10 protein-coding genes are annotated in these 21663 nt (G+C 44.1%); all 10 read right to left on the reverse strand.

The window, feature by feature from the left end:
• Window position 1: 1 nt before the first annotated feature.
• Window positions 2-1483 carry an MFS transporter gene (locus tag QVA83_RS02055; RefSeq protein WP_014976545.1) on the reverse strand — a complete coding sequence of 494 codons (1482 nt, stop codon included), beginning with the start codon at window positions 1481-1483 and terminating at the stop codon, window positions 2-4.
• A 38-nt stretch (window positions 1484-1521) separates the two neighbouring features.
• Complete coding sequence (locus QVA83_RS02060; RefSeq protein WP_156078348.1) at window positions 1522-3462, reverse strand: glycoside hydrolase family 13 protein; 1941 nt, start codon at window positions 3460-3462, stop codon at window positions 1522-1524.
• Window positions 3463-3618: 156 nt separating this feature from the next.
• A complete protein-coding gene (locus QVA83_RS02065) occupies window positions 3619-5571 on the reverse strand; it encodes an alpha-amylase family protein (protein WP_156078347.1) in 1953 nt (650 codons plus the stop codon).
• A gap of 122 nt (window positions 5572-5693) precedes the next feature.
• Window positions 5694-6590: a PEP-CTERM/exosortase system-associated acyltransferase gene (locus tag QVA83_RS02070; RefSeq protein WP_014949457.1), complete on the reverse strand. Its 897-nt coding sequence runs from the start codon at window positions 6588-6590 to the stop codon at window positions 5694-5696.
• 96 nt (window positions 6591-6686) lie between these two features.
• Complete coding sequence (locus tag QVA83_RS02075; protein WP_207198495.1) at window positions 6687-7175, reverse strand: RNA methyltransferase; 489 nt, start codon at window positions 7173-7175, stop codon at window positions 6687-6689.
• Window positions 7176-7959: 784 nt separating this feature from the next.
• Window positions 7960-8820 carry a patatin-like phospholipase family protein gene (locus QVA83_RS02080; protein WP_101564579.1) on the reverse strand — a complete coding sequence of 287 codons (861 nt, stop codon included), beginning with the start codon at window positions 8818-8820 and terminating at the stop codon, window positions 7960-7962.
• A gap of 166 nt (window positions 8821-8986) precedes the next feature.
• Window positions 8987-13318: an alpha-1,6-glucosidase domain-containing protein gene (locus QVA83_RS02085; RefSeq protein ID WP_287498080.1), complete on the reverse strand. Its 4332-nt coding sequence runs from the start codon at window positions 13316-13318 to the stop codon at window positions 8987-8989.
• Window positions 13319-13401: 83 nt separating this feature from the next.
• Complete coding sequence (locus QVA83_RS02090; RefSeq protein ID WP_156078345.1) at window positions 13402-16452, reverse strand: TonB-dependent receptor; 3051 nt, start codon at window positions 16450-16452, stop codon at window positions 13402-13404.
• 290 nt (window positions 16453-16742) lie between these two features.
• Window positions 16743-18263, reverse strand: coding sequence for a tryptophan halogenase family protein (locus QVA83_RS02095; RefSeq protein ID WP_156078344.1), 1521 nt, complete (start codon window positions 18261-18263; stop codon window positions 16743-16745).
• A gap of 130 nt (window positions 18264-18393) precedes the next feature.
• Entirely contained in the window at window positions 18394-21255 is a 2862-nt protein-coding gene (locus tag QVA83_RS02100; RefSeq protein ID WP_014949451.1) for a TonB-dependent receptor, read from the reverse strand.
• Between the last annotated feature and the right edge of the window lie 408 nt (window positions 21256-21663).

Below are 21663 nucleotides of genomic sequence, written 5' to 3' on the forward strand. Positions count from 1 at the left end.
ATTAAGCTCCCTGCGCTTCTTCAATTTCTTGCTTATCGGCCTCGTTCACGAAGAAAACTGAAACCGCACCAATTAACATAGAAACTCCGGCAACAACGATAATGTACTTTGCGTCGTTGTCGAAAACAGAACTTAGAATCCAGCCAGCAGTTAGGCCCGATACAATTTGAGGGGCGGCTACGGTAAAGTTAAAGATACCCATATAAACCCCCGTTTTATTTGCAGGTAACGCACCAGCTAACATAGCGTAAGGCATAGCAAGAATAGCAGCCCACGCAATACCTACGCCTACCATAGGGATTAACAGCTTCACTGCGCCCAAAGGTACTGTTACTTCAGTAATCAGTAAGTTTACGTTGATCATCGTTAGGTCTTGGAATAACAAGAAGCTTACGTAGCTCAGGCCACCTAGCGCTAAAGACGAAGCGTAAACCGTTTTGCGACCAAACTTGTCAGCAAGTTTTGCTAAGAAAATAGAAAAAATAGCAGCAAATACCGAATACGCAGCAAATAGAATCCCTACCCAATCACCAGCGGCTCCCTTGGCCATGATGATGGTTTCAGGCACCATCGGGGCTGCAGCAATATAAGCTGGGTCAAACCACTGCTTATCTACATTCCATATATGTTGCGTAATAGCAGGTGTGGTATATACCCACATAATAAAGAGCGCAAACCACGAGAAAAACTGCACGACAGCAAGTTGTTTCATCGTCTTTGGCATATCTTTTACTAACGTGAAAAACTCACTTAAGCGCTGTCCTAGCGGTGCTTTAGGCGCTTTTTCAGTTGCAGGCTTCTCTTCGGTAAGCCCTTTATAGCGGTTGTATTCATCTGGTGCGTATTCTTTGGTACGAACTACCGTCCAAATGACCGTACCAAGCAGTACTGTAGCGCCAATGTAGAAAGCCCAAACAACAGAAGGTGCAACCTCACCCATTTGTGCCGTATTTTCAAGGCCAATAACATTGGTAAGTACAAATGGCAGTATTGAGCCGATAACTGCGCCTATATTAATCAGTAATGACTGAATCGAATAGCCAACATTACGTTGTGACGGCGGTACCATGTCTGACACCAATGAGCGAAACGGCTGAAAACACACGTTAAACGACGCGTCCATAAGTGCAACCATTAACGCGCCCATTACCATAGGTGCCAAGAAGGCAACAAATATCGGCGCATTAGGCAGTAAAATCATACCCAATACTGCGGCGATTGCACCAGCAAGGATGAACGGGCGGCGTCGACCTAATCGATTCCACGTTCTATCAGATGCTGAGCCAACAATTGGTTGAACGATTAACCCCATGATTGGCGCGACGAGCCAAAATAGAGATAGCGAGTGAAGGTCTGCCCCTAAGTCTGAAAGGATCCGACTTACGTTTGCGTTTTGCAGTGCAAAACCGAATTGAACACCTAGAAAGCCAAAGCTGACGTTCCATATTTGCCAGAAAGAAAGGCGTGGTTGAGTTGCTTGCATACTTTGCTCTATTTATTGTTTTACTATAGTTAATACGATTACTGCACAATGAAAACACTAGCAGACATTGCTGGTAAGCTTAAGGTATCCGTCGTCTTAAAAGATATCCCATCGCTAACTCGTGTTAACGTCTGGTGTGTGCTTAGCACCTCTGCATACTTATTTAGAGGCAGGTCCACTGGCTTTTTATTTAAGATGACCAATATTTTATCAGACTGATTAGTATTTGATTTATCTGCACCACTGGCTGAATCGACATTTACCTCTCGAATATAGGTATAAACCCCATTCTCCGGTGCAAAATGCTTCAACAGGCCTTTAAACTGCAAAGGGTGTGATTTACGCAGTTGAAGTAAGCCCTTCACACGCTGCTGTGCCCAACGCTCATCATCCGTTAAACCGTGCCCGGTAAAAGCGTTTTTGTCATTGTCCGAAGGCCACCCGCCTGGAAAGTCAGAACGAATAATACCGTGGTCTTCACTGCTTTCGTTCCCCATTAAAATTTCTGTACCGTAAAAAACTTGTGGAATACCGCGCGTAGTGAGCAATAGCGTCATCGCCATATTCCATTTGTCTTTATCATGACCGAGCTGAGTAAAAATGCGGCTCATATCGTGGTTATCAGGAAAGATGACCAAATTATTCGGGTCGCCATACAAAAAGTCAGTAGCTAAGGTTTCGTATACAGAGATGAAGCCAGAATTCCAGCTTTCGTCATTGCTCAACGCTTCAACGACTGCTGCTTGAAGCGGGAAATCCATAACCGATGGTAGAGCGCTATCGTAATCATCGTGGCGGTGGCTACCCGCCTGCCAATATGCCGTGATTGCGGGGTTAACTGACCACTCTTCCCCTACTATATTGAAATTCGGGTACTCGTCCATTATGCGGTTTGTCCATTGGCTCAAAAACGCCTTATCAGGATAGGAGTACGTATCCACACGTATTCCACTTAGCCCAGCGCTTTCAACCCACCAAATCGCGTTTTGAATAAGGTAGTTCGCTAAATGCGGATTGCGCTGATTTAAGTCCGGCATGGTTGGCACAAACCAACCATCGCTAAACCCTTTTATATCGCTTGCTATGGCGTGAGGGTCGTGAAGAGCTTCACGCTTGTGGGTTGTCCCTACAAATTTACCGTTGTTATTGATCCAGTCGTGTGACGGCGTATCTTTCATCCATAAATGATTACTGCCTATATGGTTAAGTACCATATCCATTATAATGCCAAGACCCTTTGATTTAGCTTCAGTACTTAACGCAATAAAATCGTCATTGGAACCAAATCTAGGGTCTATTTTGTAGTAATCCGTGGTGGAATAGCCATGATAACTGTATTTATCCATGGCATTTTCGAGCATGGGCATTGTCCATATTTGAGTAAAGCCCATATCCTGAATGTAGTTGAGGTTATCAACAATACCTTGAATGTCACCACCGTGGCGACCACCTTTGAATGAACGGTCTGCGGGATCGCCATAACTCTTAACATTATCATTTTCCACATTACCATTGGCATATCTGTCGGGGGCAATAAGATAAATAGCATCTTGAGGCCCAAAGCCTTCGCGCGACGCTGAGCCTTGTGCTCTTTTTTCTAACGTGTAAGTGAAATCACGGGTCGTACCATCGCTGTCAGTAAGCCTGATAACCAGTTCTTGGGCACTAACATTCGACGTGTCTAGCGTTACGAATAGATAGTTTTCACTATCAAGGGCTTGGCTATGCTTAACTCTTACATCGCCTATCGCTATTGAAACAGTGTCATCGGCAACATCATCACCATAAAGCATCAACTCTACATTGCTGTTTTGCATACCAACCCACCAATTCGGCGGGTAAACATCAATGCCACTGTTTGCAGATGATTGAACTGAGAACAAAGGAAATGTAGTGATAGAGCTGAGTAGAAGCGGAATTGCGCGCTTTTGGATTTTTTTATGACCACTGTCATTAGTTACACGGTTACGTTTTGGCACATCAACCCCATGTTAAAAATACGTTAAGTACAAGATGGTGATGAGATACTACCTTGCCCGTCCGAACTGACCAATGCTCTGCATACGTATTCACGAAACACCATGTAAAAAAACATGGTATTTCGCGTTAACTCAACAGCATGTGATAAAACCTAATTAGAAGGCGAATACTTTAGTCTCAAGCCCTTCCAATGAGAACGAAGCGTTGTAGTTAATGCCCTCTTTTTCTAGTGTTATGCCTTCATGAGAAAGCATAGGCGCTAGCGTAATCCGATCGCTATCTTTACCTAAAACATTTGAAGGAACAACAAGCTTCATTGCACCTGTAGGCTTATCGTTAAAATTAGCCACAACCACAAATCCGTGCTCACCTTGCGCGCGCACAAAAGCAAATTGCTGCTCAGTATAGGCTGAATCTTTCACATCAAGATTGAGCGCGTGTAGGCTTTGATATTCACCTGTAACAGCAGGGTTTGTGGCAGCAATAGCCATCACGTCTTGGTAAAATTGGTGAAGTGCTTTTTCATCTTCGGTAGATTTCCCTGCATCAAACTTACCGTCGTTCATAAAACGCTGATGGGCAGGAACACCTACATAATCGAAAATTGACGTACGTGTTGGATCTCCAAAACCAGTCTCCTCGCTACCGTCTTCACCCACATCTTGACCAAAGTACAACAGCGTAGGCGAACTGCTAATAAGCGCACTCACTGCAAGCGCGGGTTTACCTTTCTGGGCACTACCGGCAAAGTCGGGGCTGGCTATACGTTGTTCGTCGTGATTTTCTAAAAAATGAAGCATATGCGGGGCGATATCATTGATTTCATCATGAATAGTAACCAGTTTGCTTACTTCTCCACTCCCCTGCATAATCGTTTTTAATGTGTCGTAGAAACCCACCTTGTCGTAAAGGTAGTCCATTTTGCCTTGGTGGATATACTCGCGATACTTATCTGGTTGATAAACTTCCGCTAGCAAGAACGCATTAGGTGTCTTTTGTTTAATACTGCTATTTAGAAACGACCAAAACTCGACAGGCACCATTTCGGCCATATCGTAGCGGAAACCGTCGACACCTTTATCTATCCAATAATGTGCAATATCTCTGAATTTATACCACGAATCTGGTACGTCTTTTCCTTGCCAAAATGCGGCATGTTCTTCAAAAGACTTATCACTGTACTCTTCAGGTAAAACTGGAAAGTCGTAGGTGCCGTCAGGCTTCACGCCATAGTTCACTTTTACGGTCTCATACCAGTCGTTTATATCCGGTTTCGAAGCTCTAGCACCGTTGCCTGTCCATTTTGCTGGAAACTCTTCGAACTTACCGTCAGATAGTGGATGCTTTTCACCACCTAGAGGTTGATAGTTATCAGCTGTGGGCACTTGAAACGCTTCACCTACTACATAGTAAAAGTTGTTATCACGGGCGTATTCAACAGACGTGTCGTCGTGCGCGCCGAAATCACTTACACCTTCAGGTGCAGAAAGTGAATGGTAATCACGGGCGACATGATTAGGCACAATATCGATAATAACCTTCATTCCCGCTGCGTGAGTCCTGGCAATTAGCGCTTCAAATTCTTCTAAACGCTTGGCTGGATCATCGGCTAGGTCTGGATTAACGTTGTAGTAATCTTTAACTGCGTAGGGAGAGCCCGCTCTGCCTTTCACTACATCTGGGTCGTCGTTTGAAATACCAAAATCAGTGTAGTCATTAATCACCGCATGGTGCGGCACACCGGTATACCAGATGTGACTGGTTCCCAAAGATTTTATGGCCTTAAGCGCTTCGGGAGTAAAATCACTAAACTTACCTACCCCATTGTGCTCTATTGTGCCCCAAGGCTGGTTATTTGTATTCGTGTTTCCAAACAAGCGAGTAAAAACTTGATAAACAACAGGTTTACCTTGCCTTTCAGCCGAATCGTTTAGCGTCGAACTTTCGCCGCTTTGACCAAATGGTTTCAGACTAGCGTCTTTGATCACCGGTTTTTGATTATTCACTGGAGAGGTCGGCCCTGTACACGCTGTTAATCCAATTGACAGCATAGCAATTGACAAGGGTTTAAGACAAAAACGAAATTGGAAATTTGGCATGGTAATCATTGTGATAAACGTAAATTATGCCAACAGGATACGCGTTAACTGGATGTTAAAAAACATGCATACGTATTCAAACATAAAAAAACCGCCTGACGAGGCGGCTTAGTATTCCAGATAGCATGGTGTCATGCTGCATGAGCTATGCGAAGCGGCTTTCGAGTGTGCTCAATGGTGGGAACGGCCACATCGCCAATAGCTTGTAACGCACTATTTAGTTCTGAATGAATCTTTCTGTGAAAACCTTTTAGTGGTTTTGCTAAATCATCAAGCAGTACATGCGGTGACAATCTATATGGCATACGTTTGCCATTGAATTCAATAGCTTCACCAACTGGATTAAAATGAATACCGAATGCCTTCATTCTTCTTGCTAACTTAGGCTCCATTAGCACATAGGCATGCTTAACGTTTAAATGAAGGCACACACTCGTTGCCATTAAGTACAGCGCAATTGAAAGATAAGGAAAATGCTCAACGTTAAATGGAACATTTTTCTTTTGTTTAACTTTTTCAATTTTTTCAGAGGGTAGGATTTTAGAGCGTAACTGTCGCACTCTAAATTCTCTCGGTATTGCAAGGCGAGAGATTTCACAGACGCTTTGTGGAGACAAGTTTGAAGGTAGCAATGCACCATCGCCGATTACTTCCGCACACTTTTCTTCTAATGGAAGTGCCAAGCCAGCTTCAGTTGGCAAGACCAACCTTATCGTGCCTGCACACTCTCCTGTTGGCAAATGCTTGATGTAGCAATTGATCGCGCGATCATCAAACTTGTCTTTTTCTAATGCAGTGGCATTTTTCTGCTCGAAGTTCATTTCTTCACAATACACTTTGTGTCGCGTTTTATAACTCACCTGCTTTTCACTTTCTTCGTTAGCAATCACAAGTTCGTAACGGCTAAAGAAGAAATTAGAAATACTCTCTTCGAGTGAGAAACGACTAGGGAGTACCCTAGAAAATGTTTGTGGTAGTCGACTCAGTTTGTTAGACACGGCGCCATTAAACGCTCGAACTGCGCTCATTGTTCTCATCTTCAACGCAAAGCTCCCCTGATTTAATTTATTATTAGGCTTGTGGGTAACTTCCTGTTCGCAACGACAGCCTTAGTTATTTAATTACTATTTAATCTTAGATTTGTTATTCGTATCTCTACTTTGTCTGATAAGTGCATCCCCACTTACGTAATCAGACTTTGACAGACGGTCATACAGCAACACATTTGCTGTGGCCGCTAAATTCATGCATGAAAAAGTAGGAACGTAGACAACATGATCGCACCAAGACAAAACGTCTTCGCCAATACTGCCATCTTCAGGACCTAGCAAGTAAAACGCATTGCTCGGGTGCTCAAACAAAGGTAGTGGTGTAGCACCCTCTACCAGTTCAACCGCTACGACTGACGCACCTTCAGGCACTACTTCTTTTAAGTCGTCGACCCCAATGGTCGGAATGACTTTATGAAACGCTTTCGTATCCGCATTAAAATCTTTAGCAAATCGATAGCGCTGACCAGTATAAAAAACGCTGGCCACACCATAACAACCTGCAGCTCGCAGTATAGAAGCAACATTTACGGGATTTTTCGGGTTTATTAACCCAATTGACATTTTCTGATTCGCAATTTGCACGTTTGTATTTATTTTATTTTTTATTCAGCATTTGATATTGCCACGTTCTTTATCACGCTTCTAGACAGGTTAGCGTAAACTAACCTTAAGTATGATTAAATTTATCTAAAAAGCGGTAGACACAAAACTCGCGATTCAACTATGCCAATAAGCATTTCTGCCAATGAGCATTGGTCTCCTCTTGTTATCGAGAAGCACGTGATATTGCAAAGCGTGGTCGATTATAATTTCTATATTTTAATAACGTGTGACAGTTTGGTCTATTTACTCAATCCCTTTTTTAAGAAGGATTTAATGTTGAGATAAATGAACCATCTGACATCTTCGCATCGTTAAAAAAACAGCGTTTATTGCCACCTGTTCAGCAAGATGCAGACCAGTTTAATGAAAATATTGCACATTGCCTGCAAAGTTTACATAAGAATGCTTCATAAACTCGATAAAATTCATTTTTTTCAAAATGTTACTAAAATAGGAAATATGGCAACTTATGTTCAAACGGGAAGTCAACAGCGCTAGTTATAAGCGGTGTAAGGGAAATAGCGTTGCTAAATTCAACAATTCACGCTGTGTAAGACTGGTACTAGAAGTAAGAACCAGTAACTTAAGCTTAAACTGTTGCCAAATTGAAACAGGGTAAGATACTGAAAATTAGAGTTTTATTGGAGATAAAAAAAAGCTTGGAAAAAAAACCAAGCTCTATAAGCCTTTTGTTGCGATTTGCATACAGGCTTTGTACAGAAAGAAGAAATCAGTCTGGTAGCTATGCGCTTTTGCGCTGTCTTTCCACTGAATTCTCATAGCAATGTTTAAGATAGCGTCTTGCCATGCGCCGCCCTTGACCGTAGCCTCGCAATAACTTCTTCTTATCCATAGTTAAACGCTTAACGCAAAAAGCTTCATCAGGCGCTATCACACGGATTGTGCAGTCGTCGGGTGGATTATTGAGAAAAGCTAACGTTTCGTTATAAATGGCGGCACGCTGCAACATCTTATCGAGTAGCGCGGGCTGGTTGCCATACATCTTTTGCATTAGCCATACAGACTTTACTTCTGGTTTTGTAAAACCTAACGGTTGAGAAAGAATAACCGTGATATCCCTCGCACCCATTTTGTATGCTTGAATAGCAGGTATTGCATCTGCCACTCCCCCGTCCAGGTATCGCGTACCGTTTATTGAAATTTCGTCTCGGTATGCAGTTGGCAACGCACAGGAAGCTACCATTAAATCATCAACATTATCTTTGGTGGCTTGTATATATTCACATTCACCTGACTCTGCATTAGTAATCCCAACATACAGTGGCATGCTGCTTTTTTCACCTGGTGCAGGAATATTCATGGACTGTTTAGAGTGATGCCATAGCCAATGAACATCTGTCATGTGCCCACCTTTTATGAAACGAAGCGGGCTAAAAAACTCCCTCTTTGTGGCATATTGCGTGATGATGGTTTTACTAAGCCCATGCATTTTCGACACGTAGGTTGAAAGATTAGTTGCGCCAGCTGAAACACCAATCGCGAAGTCGAACGAATGGTAGTCATGCTCCATGAATTTGTCTAACACGCCTGCTGCAAAAACTCCGCGCATAGCGCCACCTTCAACAACAAGTGCACGTTTCATTTTCATCTCCTTTTGAATAAATTCAACCACTCTGGTACGACCACTATCTTCTTGGTGATACTACTAGAGAATCAAGAGATATGCCAAAAACAAAAAACCGCGAACTACGTCGCGGTTTTTAAATCTTGGTTTATTAGAAATTTACCAAATTAGCGTTTATTCGGTCTTACTTTTTCGTAACCGTTAACGTAGGTGCATTTCCATCAGGGCCAGATACCTTAAACTCGTATAGACCAGACTCTGCAACTTCAATCATTAGATTATTGTTACTTGCGCCAAGTATTTTCGGCTCGCTAGGCGTTACTACGTTGATTGCTGCATCGTTCGGGTTGCCAAGGTTTACTGTCGACCAGTCTTCAGAAGCGACTTTGAATTCAATACTACCTGCGCTCAATTCAATGTCTGCGGTATAAACACCTTCTCCTTGATATTCAAACATATCGACAGCTCCCCAGCCATTCATACCACCACGGATATAAACTTGAGTGTCGCCCCAAAACGCTTCTTTAAATACACCAATGGTTGGCGCATTTAAATCAGTGACGTTGAATACGAACACATAGCGGTCGGCGGTTTCAATGTTCAAAATAAGATTGTCGTTAGTAGCGGCGAGCCCCAAAGTCTGACCAGGCGCAAGGTTGCGATCTGAATCATCTGCTGATATCGCACCGAAGTTCACGGTACTCCAATCTTCTGAAGCAACCTTAAACTCGTAAGTTCCTGGTTCAACATCACGAGAGAAAGTGTAAATACGTCCGCCTTGGTACGCAAACTCCTCAGCCGTACCCCAGTCGTTCATTGCACCACGAAGATACACTGGTGTGCCAACATAGGGCTCTTCGTTTTCAACCATTAGGATTGGTGCTTCGCTATCAGTCGCATCAATAGTAAATAGGTAGGTCGCGCTCGTCGCTGGTGTAAATGAAAGGTTGGTATTAGTACGTGCAAGAACCTTTTCTTCGCCCGCTATTACTGTACCTTCTTCACCATCCGCTGCGCCAAAGTTCACTGTACTCCAATCTTCAGATGCGAATTTGAATCCATATGTAACGCCACCTTCAAGTGTAGCTGTTACGGTGTACTTACCGTCACCCTGATAGGTAAATGCATCATCCGTTGACCAACCATTCATATCTCCACGCAGGTAAGCGATGGTGTCGCCGTAAGGAACAACATCAGGCGCACCAGACGTGGCATACGCTGATAGACCATAACCTTGAGCTCCAGACTGTGGTTTTACGAAAACAGCAATAGTTAGTGCAGGAACGGTAAAGGTTCCATTACCATCTTCACCTTCTACAAATGTGGCGCCGCGTACCGCTGCATCGACAGAATTCATTTGTGTGGCGTGAAGCGAAAAGCCTGTTGCTGTGTTTACCGTGATAGACTTCTCTTCATACCCTGTATTCACTAGCACCATAACCGCATCATTCATCATGTCTAAATCTAGGCGAGGTACTTCGCTGTTTTCAGATATGCCGTCATCAATGCTCATCGCTATAAGACCACGCTGCTGGCGTGCGCCAATATTGTGGAATCCTATACGGTCGATGATGTCTTCAGCGGTGGTTAATCTAAACAGCGGACTTGTCATTCGAATATTAAGCAATTCTGCAAACACATCAGAGGCAAACATTATATCTGCCATTGAGGCCGCGCGATTTGGATTGTAAATGAATTCACCCATTTCTTCCCAACGGGCTTCGTTGTCTTGTGCCAACGGTAAACCTACGTTCCAGTTGTTCGTTTCGTAGGTGAAATCGACGTAGTTAAACCAGTCGCCCGCATCATAGGTATTTCTATCCATTGATTTTGAGCGAAGCATGTCGCCGCCCATTTGTAAAAATGGAATACCTTGAGACACAAGATTAATACCCATTGCTACATTTTGGGCACGAACCCGCTGTTCTAGAGTAATATCGTGTGGAAGCGTGTAGTTTAACTGATCCCACAGTGTTTCATTATCGTGCTTCGACACGTAGTTAATGATATCCGCAGGATCTTCTGCATAGCCGCCTAAGTTACTGGTAGCGCCTGCACTTCCTGAAGACGTCTCCAAAACATAGTCTTTTAACGTTCCGATCATGCCCATTTTTACACGGTCTTGCGCGCTTAATAGCCCTTCATCTTCCGGTCTAAAGATAGCGCCCTGGCGAATAGCTTCGCGAATACGGTCGTTATAGGTACCAATCTCGGTACCAGCCATATTGAGCTGGCTCGCTTGCTCGTAACCGCGGTCTATTTTAGTCCAGCCTTCACCGTAGAAATAATTGTCAGCATCGATAGCTTGGACTGCATCACGCAAGCGTACCATAGTGTCTTTTGTAGCTTGGCTCATGATGTCGAAACGGAATGAGTCATACTTATAATGCTCAGTCCACATGAGCAGCGAATCTTCCATGAACTTTTCCATCATGACATTGCGAGGCTCTGTGTCATCACAGCACGTTTCACGAACAATCGCACCCGTATCCACTTCATATCGGTGATAGTAGCCCGGTACCGCTTTGTCTAATACTGACTTACTGAAAACACCCGACGCATTGGTATGGTTATAGACTACATCAAGTGCAACACGTAGCCCCATCTCGTGAAGTGCTTGGATCATGGCGCGCATTTCTACAATGCGTTCTACACCCTCTGCACTCGACGCATAGCTGCCTTCCGGTGCGTTAAAGTGATGAGGATCATAACCCCAGTTGAATGTATCTAGATTGCGTAAATCATTAGTAAGCTGCTGAGCTTTACCCGCTTGAGATAAAGGATCGTAACCGTTGTAAACGTCAATTAGCAATGCATCAGCGCTTTCTTCTTCACATACCGCAGCACTGCTATTTAAGCGACACAGTTTGCCTACCGAATCGTATAAATCTACCGTTTTTGTTGGATCTTCATCGATAGTTGCTATGTCATTTGCTGGAAGTATATGGAAGTAAGTAAGCCCTGCTTCAACTAGCTTTTTAAGGTGCTCAACCGGTGCTGTGCCCTCTTCAGTAAAAGCAAGGTATTTACCTCTATTTTCCTCAGACGTAGACATATCACGTACGCTAAAGTCACGAACGTGTCCTTGGTAAATGACTGCATCTTCATAATTTTCAACCGTCGGAATAGTATGAGTATCCCAGCCTTGTGGTTTTAAATCATCATCCGCTAGATTTACGAAGCGAGAGAAACGGCCGTTTGTGCTTAGTGACACAGAATATGGGTCTGTAACAAGCAGCGTTTCTACATTCCCCGTAATAGGGTGATAGACGGTAACTTCATAACGGTAAAGCTGACGGTCAAGGGACATATCGCCTTCATGACGCCAGACACCAGACGTATCATCTCGAACCATATCAATACGTTGGCTTAATGTCTTGTTGTCGTTATAAATCAGAAGATCAACATTTGAAGCAGTAGGCGCCCACAATGCGGCAGTAATACCTGTATCAGAGTAGATACCACCAAGTTGAGCTTCGTCGGCATCGTCTTCACCGAGCGTATATAGTGCGTCTATTCCGTTAGCCAGTTGGATCCCGGTCGCAACAACAAGCGCACCGTCAGCATCGTAACCCCCTACTACGGCTTGTGTCGTCAACACGGTTTTAGCATCTTCAACCGACCAGTCGCCTTCCCAAGCCTGCATAGCCGATAAGTGCGGCGCACGGGCAGTTTGCTCTTCGGTAAGTGTTGTACTCATTAACGTTACTTGAGTACCGTTAATACCCTCTTCCAGCGTGCTCTCTAAGTCAGCCTGTGCTGAATAGTGAAGTTTCACCTCTGAAACGGTTTCAGGTACGTCCCATAAAATAGTGTTGGCATCTAACCAATGCGCGCCAAAACCCTCGATATCAACAGGCTGAGGACCAAGAGACATGATAGGAAACTCGAATATGGTTGCCTCGCCAGAGAGGGTAAAATTCATGCGTACAAATGTTTCATCATCTTGTACTAAAGAACCCTGGAAGTCTCCGCCCCCCATTTCTTTTCCGGCATCGTCAGTGCCTTTGTGGATGATGAAATTGTGGCAGCTTCCATACCCGTCTTTAAGGTCTAGAATCCAATACGCACCATAGTTTGGATCGATACCGCTATGAATGCGACCGTTGGCCCAATCCGTGTCTGCGTCAGCATAAGCATCACACTCGTCATTGTTCCAAGTATGTAGTCTCCAGCCTTCATAAGCTGCATCGTTACTTGAGTTATCAGCGTCAACAGCAGCCCGATTATAATAAAGTACAGCTTGATTAGATGAAGGGGTAAATACAGGTGCAGGTAAACTTGGATCAGCACCGGCTTCACATGCATCGTTCGCTTCATTAGGTACGAGTGGCGCATCGCATTGAATAGGTGGTGGCGGTTCACAAGCCGTACCTGATGAATTAGGTACATTTGGAACCTCACAGGTAAGCAGATCGTTGGTGCCCGACTCTACGCCCGAGCCACCGCAACCTGCAAGTGTATATGCGCCTACTACGAGTAACGCAGCGCGCACTACTCTTTTTTTAGTAAACATAGAATTCTCCTGAATATTTTCGCTACTTTTGGCAACCGAATATTCCGTCGTGTTGCTAAATAAATTACCTAAGATGCTGTTTTTCATAGTTGATATGTCATCCCTAGGTAATATTGCGTACCAAAGTATTGGATAGTGCCGGTTTGCTCTTCTGATGAGAAATAGCTCTTCGTTGGCTCGTCTGTTAGGTTGTTAACTTGAAATAGTACGCTCCAATTGTCGTTAATCTCGTACGACGCTTGGTAATCAATAACCAATTCTTCGTCAAAGTTAACCACCTGGTCGTTTACCGCTACTTGCTGCGAAACAAATGCATCGCGATATCGGCTAGACAAGCGAGTTTCAAAACCTTCGTATTCCCAAAACACGGTTAGCGTAGCAACGTTTTCAGAAAGACCTGGTAAGTTAGCGGCATACACGTCATCACCTAGCGTGCGTTGAATTTCACTTTCGGTGTAAGAGTAACTTGCGCTAACGCCTAAGCCTGACCACATGCCAGGCAGCATGCTATAAATTTGCGTATAGGCGATTTCTAAACCGCGAATATAGCCACCTTCGGCATTGTTTACGGCTGTGCTGTAGCTACCATTTTCAGTAGGGACGGTAATAAAGATGGGGTCGCCATTTTCATCAAGCGCTAGTTCGGCTTCCTGTCCTGCAAACTCTGGCGTCAAGTAAACCGGCACACTTACGTTATCAGGAATTACAATGCCGTTTGCTTCAAAATCATAAGGCTCTATTTCGATGTCTTCTACGAACGATTCAATGTCTTTATAAAAGCCAGCAACAACTAATGCACCTTCCGTATCTGAGAAATAATACTCCCACGAAACGTCGTATTGAGTTGCATAGAATGGTTCTAAATAAGGGCTGTTACGGGCGCTACCACTAACCCTTGCCGTAGGGTTGGAAAGCGTAATTTCACCCGAATCTCTGTCTTGGAAAGCGGTAACCGTTTCAATAGTGGTTGACGCATTTGCGGCAAAACGGTTTATTGGCGCTCTGCCCATCACTTTTGCAGCAGCTACACGAAGTTGCGTGTCATCTGTAAGTTTAAAGTTCAGGTTAATTGAAGGCAAAACGTCAGAATATTCGTGACTTATCAACGCTGGGCGATAAAAGTTATTAATTAACCCTACGTCGTCGGTAATGTTTTGTGCACCAGCCGTAGGGTCACTAACTTCAACCGTTGTTCCGGTCTCAAGGTCTTCAATTAACTGAGTAGCACGCTGTAGCGTCGTTGAACTTTGTTTACTTTTAACGTAACGAACACCAACATTACCTGTAACAGGGATACTGCCAATTTCTGTATTAATGTTTGCCATCAAGTAGGCAGAATTCACAGTTTCAAATACATCGCCACTTTCTTGTAGCGTCCACGCAGTAGCAGGCCCGGTACCTGGACCATTGATAACGCCGGCAGCGCCTGGTCCCCACGTTTGAACAGGCTGTGGCCTACCGCTTGGAAACCAAGCATTAAGTGCACTGTCTAGATCAACGGAAAGATAACTTGGAAAATAACCAAAATCTCCGCTCCAATTTACCTCTTCGACCATATCAGAAGTTAACTGAAGTGGCGGTTCGCTTACTGAGAATGCACTATCGTTTCCGTATTCAAACACAGAGCGGTCATTGTTATATTCCCGGTCTGAGTAACGATAACCAAATTCAAAGCCAGAAATGATTGGCACATCGACATAATATTGGAAGTCTACGCGATAGGCGTCTAACTCATCTTTGTTTTCATACGGATAAATACCGTATTTACTTACCATTACACGGTCTAAGTCTGTAAAAGCATCACTTTGATTAAAACCGATATCAGGTAAGTTTAGTCCGTTGAGCAAATAAGATATTTGGACGTTTTCGTCGAACACGGGGTTTGCCGCTGTCGCATCTTCGCCAACAAGCGACCACAGTAAGCCGTTTCTAAAGTCGCTTTCTGCACTTGAGCGGGAGACGTCAAACTGAACCGCTAAATCTGGCGATATCTCCCAGCTAGCATTCACGCCTAAGTTGGTAACACTGTCGAAATCTTGATTGTCGTCGTTTACCAACTCAACACGGGTAAAGCTATTGTCTGTACGAGAAAATGTGCCGCCAATTACGCTATTATTTGCTACTACAGGATTAGTTATACCAGCGTTTATTCCACCTAGCTTAACGCGAAACCCGCGAGCAAAGGCTTCGGAGTCAAATTTCGAGATAAAAGCATCAGCTTTAAGTGTAAAGGTATCGATAGGTGCCCATTCAAACGCCGCAACGTAACCATCGCGAGTCTCTTCCCCGCCCTTGTGCTGCATTTCAAAGCCTTCTGAAATGAGTTCACAATTGGGGCAATCTGCTGGCCCGTCTATATCACCTTCAAGTCCGTCTACATCAACTTGACCGTTATAAGCTAAACCAATGAATTGAGTAGAAACGCTCGGTTGGAATAAACGAGCATAACCTAGTGATACACCTAGCGTATCATCAAGGAATTTACCTTGATATGAAAAACTCAGTCTATGTCCATACTCTGTAGCATCACTCACCTCTGACGCTCTATCGTTATACATGCCACGCATGTTGGCGCTGAATTTATGCTGCTCTTCAATGGCAAGTGGTGATGCAGTTTTAAGTTCTACCGTACCCGCTATACCCCCCTCAATAAGCGATGCCTTGGGAGATTTATAAACCGCCGCCTCACTAATAAGCTCTGAAGGATACTGATCAAACTCAATTGCCCGGCTTCCGCTGGTCGATACCTGCTCTCTACCGTTTAATGTAGAAAACACAAAGTCACCGGATAGACCACGAATGTTTATCTGCGCGGCTTGCCCCCCGGTTCTTACCGCAGAGATACCCGGCAAGCGGGTCAGTGCATCCGCCATCGAAACATCGGGAAGTCCGCCCAAATCGTCTGCAGATATTTGTTCAGAAACCGTATCGGAGAAGCGTTTCTGGTTTAGTGATTGGATCAAGCTGGTACTAAAACCACGTACTTCAATACGCTCTAGGGTATCTTCTTGTGGTCGTTCAACTTCGTCTATTGAGGTGTCTGGTGACTCTTGGGCATAAAGAGGAGCTGCGCTAAACGCGACCCCACTACTTATCAAGGCCGCCATGATAGTGCTGGGTTTGAATGTTTTCATTGGTGTCCCATTCCTTGTTTATTATCGACACTTTTAGGACTACCACCCCCAAAAATGCCTCTTATGGTTCAACACCAAATACTACTGTTTTGTATAAAAAGGGAGCAATGCTATGCATACGTATTCATTTACATCGGCGCAACATATTTTTAATTTGCCAGTAAAAAACCAGCATAATTGTAACAATTCATCCTTAAAAACGAATAAAGCAGCCTTTTGGCTGCTTTATCCTTTACCTGTTTAGTTAGCTGATGCGTTCGTTCGCAGCACTTCTAACCATATGAAATTATTCAACTCATTGCGCGTTTATACTTTGCAACCATCCCATTTATATACTCGTCATGTGTCGGCAGCTTAGCAATGGGCTCTTTTTTGATTTCCAATAACCTTTTTAACATTTGATTTAACTGAACTTCAGGCACACTGTCTACCAAACCGTGATAATCCTTAGGAGTGATCCCCTGACCGTACAATACCTGTAGCCATGAGCTTTCAAGGAATAGATCATTTTGTTCTCGTAGCAGATTTCCGCTTTCTTTAAACAACGCAATTTTATGTGCTAGGGAATCGGGCAAAGTAATATTTCGCATGTCATTGAAAAAGGCACTATCGGTTCGCTCATTTACGGTGTAATGCAAAACAAGAAAATCTCTGATTTGTTCGAACTCTAATTCAGACTGCTTGTTATATTCCGTTTCCAAGCTCGGTGCAAAGCCGTTGTGGGGAAACAGCTGAATTAAGCGAACAATTGCAGATTGAATGAGGTGAATACTAGTAGATTCAAGTGGCTCTAAGAATCCACTTGATAGACCTACTGCTACTACGTTTTTGTACCACTGCTTACGTCGTCTGCCCGTCGTAAACTTTATCAGTTTAGGGTCACCCAATGGTTTGGTATCTAAGTTTGACAACAAGGTGTCACAGGCCTGATCATCACTGATATAGCGTGAACTATATACGTGGCCATTACCATTTCTGTGTTGCAGTGGGATCCTCCATTGCCAACCCGCATCGTGGGCAATAGAGCGCGTGTAAGGCGCGGTTTTTTCATGTCGCTCAGACGGTACAGCAATGGCACTATCACAAGGAAGTAAGTGAGACCAATCGTCGTAACCAGCGCCCAGCGCTTCCTCTATCAATAGCCCCTTAAAGCCCGTGCAATCAACAAATAGGTCCCCTTCAACCACGTCCCCACTTTCTAAGTGAAGTGCTTGAATAAAACCGCTGTCGGTAAAACGTTGAACACGTGAAATTTTACCTTCTTTGCGTACAACCCCCATATTTTCGCTCAGCTTTCGTAAATACTGAGCGTATAAACTGGCGTCAAAATGATAGGCGAAAGGTAGCTCAACGACTGGGTCTTTGGCATTTATCTGCGCAAATCGTCCCGCTTCAGCGGCATGGTAATTTAGGTCAAAATCCCACAGGTCGTCTTTTAGGCCTTGCTGGCGCGCCTTTACCCAATAGTGATGAAAATGACAAAACGCCATGCTTTTTCCCGGCGCACCAAAGGTGTGATAGTAGCTTTCACCCTTCGTTTTCCAATTTTCGAACCGTATAGCAAGTTTTATCGTAGCTTTAGTATCATGAAGAAACTGTGCTTCGTCGATACCTAACACTTGGTTTACTAGGCGTATTGGCGGGATGGTAGCTTCACCAACACCGACCGTACCAATCGCTTCAGATTCTACCAGAGTAATATCAACTGCTTTACCCAACACCTTTTTCATTAATGAAGCAGCTAACCAACCTGCCGTTCCACCGCCGGCAATCACTACACGCTTTATCGGTTTATTATGAGGATCTTGCATAAACTTCTCGCAATTCGTACCAAAAATTTTGAAGGGTTCCTTTCATACAAAAAGAAAAGCCACCATTTGCTCTCTCTTTTAGCACAAGCTAAAACAAAAAGCAGCAGGTGGCTTTACACACACGAAGAAATTAGAACTTGTAGTTAAATCCTAGCAAGTAGTTCGTTCCATAAGTTTGGAACTGCGTGATTTGACGGCCGTCAGCCGCTGACGCTTGAATATCATCTTCATCGGTCAGGTTCTGTGCTTGTAAAGTAACACGCAGGCCTTCTAGATATTCGATACCAGACTCGCTAAAGTCATAGCCAATTTGCGCATCAACAAGCGTACCGCCTTGCTTCGTTGCATCAACTAACGCCAAACTAACACCACGTTCTTCAGTTAGGTACTGATCGCGTTTTGTTGCCGCAAGACGGAATTCGAAACCAGCATTCTCATAGAAGAAAGTCATACTGTAAGACTCTTCTGATAGTCCAGGAATACGTGTTTCAGTTTGCCCCGGAGCCGCGTCAACTTCACCATCCATAAAGGTTGCACTTGCGAACAAACCGAAGCCTTCAAGTGAATCATGGATCATGTCAAATGGAAGTGAACCTTGTAATTCGTAACCGCGAACAAAGCCTTCGAAACCATCAAGAACACTGCTTACTTGACCTGTGAACAATACAGGAGTTTGACCTTCAGAGCCCTGATGTAGCTCAGGAATATAAAACTCTGTGAAATCAGCCACAATTGACGTGCTGCGGTGCCAATTTTTAATGTCTTTATAGAAGAACGACACAGCTACATAACCTGTATCTGCAAAGTAGTTCTCATAAGCTAAGTCAAACTGGTTAGCTTCAAGCGGACGCAATTCAGGGTTACCAGCACTACCACCCCATGGACCATTTTCAATTTCAGTGCTAGTAATTTGGTTATCGTTGAACGAGAACGTAACCTGAGTATTTGGACGCATGTCATCCATACGCGGACGAGAAATAACTTTGCTCAAGCCCAAGCGCACAAACTGGCCCTCAGCCACTTCTGCTGAAAGGTTAAGTGTTGGAAGAACATCTGTGTAGTCTGCGCCACCTGTTACAGGGCTAGCAATGGTGTAACCTTCGCGGTCAGACGTTGCAGAGAAACCTGTTGATTCTTGATCTGCACTTACTACTTGAAGGCCTACGTTACCGCGCACCCAAATATCGCCAACTTCCATTTCCAAATCTAGTTTGGTGTAAAGGGTAAGTAGTTCTTCATCAACGGTGTAAGTATCACCTAAGCGATCGTTTTGAACGCGGCTTGCATCGCTTTCAATGTAATAACCACTTTCGAAAAGACCTAGCGAGTCGTACGCTAAAACACCGTCAATTCCAATAAAGTTAAGGTTCGTTACGCCTAGCACTTCAGGAATAGCAGCATTTCCAGGATATGAAGGCGCTGTTAGGTAAGCACCGTTATTGTCTTTAGATTTAGAGCGGTCAGAATATACAACACCAGCAGATAGGCCAGTTACCACACCCCAATCTACATAGCCTTTAACGTCGAAACGAAGGGTATCAAGCTCTTCTTCGAAAAGCGGCTGGTTTACGAAACCATCCTGTGCGTCAGACTCAAGTAACGGACGTGCGCCCCATGCTTGCGGACCAGCAAGGCTAATAAGTGTTGGGTCGGTAAGGTCAACTGGTGCAATAGTTGGGTGGTCAGAGAACATTACTCCAGAAGATGTCATTTCCCAGCTACGTGCAGTAATTGGACGGCCTTCAGTACCAGCACGACCTACACCTGAGTAGCTTTCTACATCGATAATTTCTTTTTCAACTTTACCGGTAGAGTAATCTAGTTCTAGTGTCCAAGAGTCGTTGATTTGGTATTCAGCATTAATGCCTACTGTGGTTAGGTCTGCTTCTTGACGACGCGCATCGTTACGAACAACGCTATAGAAACCATCAGAGTAACCACTAGTTACCAGACCGTTTTCAACACCAGTGATTGTGTAAGCGCTTGTACCCCACTCTGCACCGCCTTCTTCAAGACCACGGCGTACATCGTCTTCAACAAAATCGATATAAAGCGCATCAAGTTGAATATTGAGCTTATCGGTAGGTGCCCACTGGACTACAGCGGCAATTGAGTCACGTTCTAGCATTGCTGAACGCTGGAATGAATCGTGACCGCCCAATACAACAGTACCATCAGGAACGTCTACAGTGTCTTGACCATCATAACGACGAGGGTTCCAAAGAGGATTTCCGTTATCGTCAAACGTGTTTTCTGGTGTAGTGTTTACTGTGGCGTAACCCCAACCGCGGAAGTGTTGCTCCTGACGTGGAGACTCCATGCTCGCAACAGTTAGCGCTAAACCAATCGTATCGTCGGCAAATTGATCGACAAAGTTTAAAGAAATGCGATGACCGTCGTTGTCAAAATCTGGGTTTGGAGAGTCTTCAGCATTTTTCTCGAACGTGCCGTTTACGGTAAACGTGCTTTCTGCCGTTAGAGGCTTAACCGTTTGAAGGTCAATTGAACCACCGATATTTTGGGTAGTCATGCCCGCTTCTGGTGTTTTGTATACCAGAATGTTTGAAATGATTTCCGTTGGATAAAGGTCAAACTCAACCCCACGGTTATCACCCATACCTAGAAGCTCACGACCGTTCAGTGACGTACCAACGTAGTTCTCGTTAAAACCACGAACAGAGATACCACTTGTACGACCGTTACGACGTTCACCAGTTACACCAGGAAGACGTGCGATTGATTCTGCAATACTGGTATCTGGTAACTTACCAATATCTTCTGCTGATAACGCTTCAACAATTGAAGTGTTATCCATTTTGATTGCTTGAGCACGCTGTAAGCTGCCGCGAATACCGCTAACTTGAATTACTTCAAGATTTGCTTCATCAACAGCATCAGTGTTTGCATCTTGTGCAAATGCTGGTGCACTACCAAACGCCATACCGCCTGAAATAAGCGCAGCTTTAATTAGGTTGGGTTTAAATTGTTTCATAAAACGGGTGTCCCATACGGTTATAGTTGTTGTCTTTTTGTTGTTCTTATGACAATTAAATGACAATACATCTCGTCGGCATAATGCTATAGAGGACCTAGGGTTTGCACAATTGCCTGCATACGTATTCAATAAAATTTGTGCAACACGCCGTTAACAAAGGATATGCAGGCCTTTATGTAATTTAACAACACAATATGGATTATACGGGGCTTTTACGGCAGATAGTTGTAATTTTGTTACATGCATTTCTGCAGAGTTGTTAATAAGCGCGCACAAAAAAGCCCGCTTAAAGCGGGCTTTTATCACAAAATTGTTAAGCGTTAGCTTACCAACCTGTAGTCTCGCGAAGCGCCTTGCCGATTTCAGCAAGTGAACGTACAGTTTTAACGCCAGCGTCTTCTAGTG

Source organism: Alteromonas sp. AO-Serp, from assembly GCF_017849675.1.
In the GTDB taxonomy this organism is placed as follows: Bacteria; Pseudomonadota; Gammaproteobacteria; order Enterobacterales; family Alteromonadaceae; genus Alteromonas; species Alteromonas macleodii.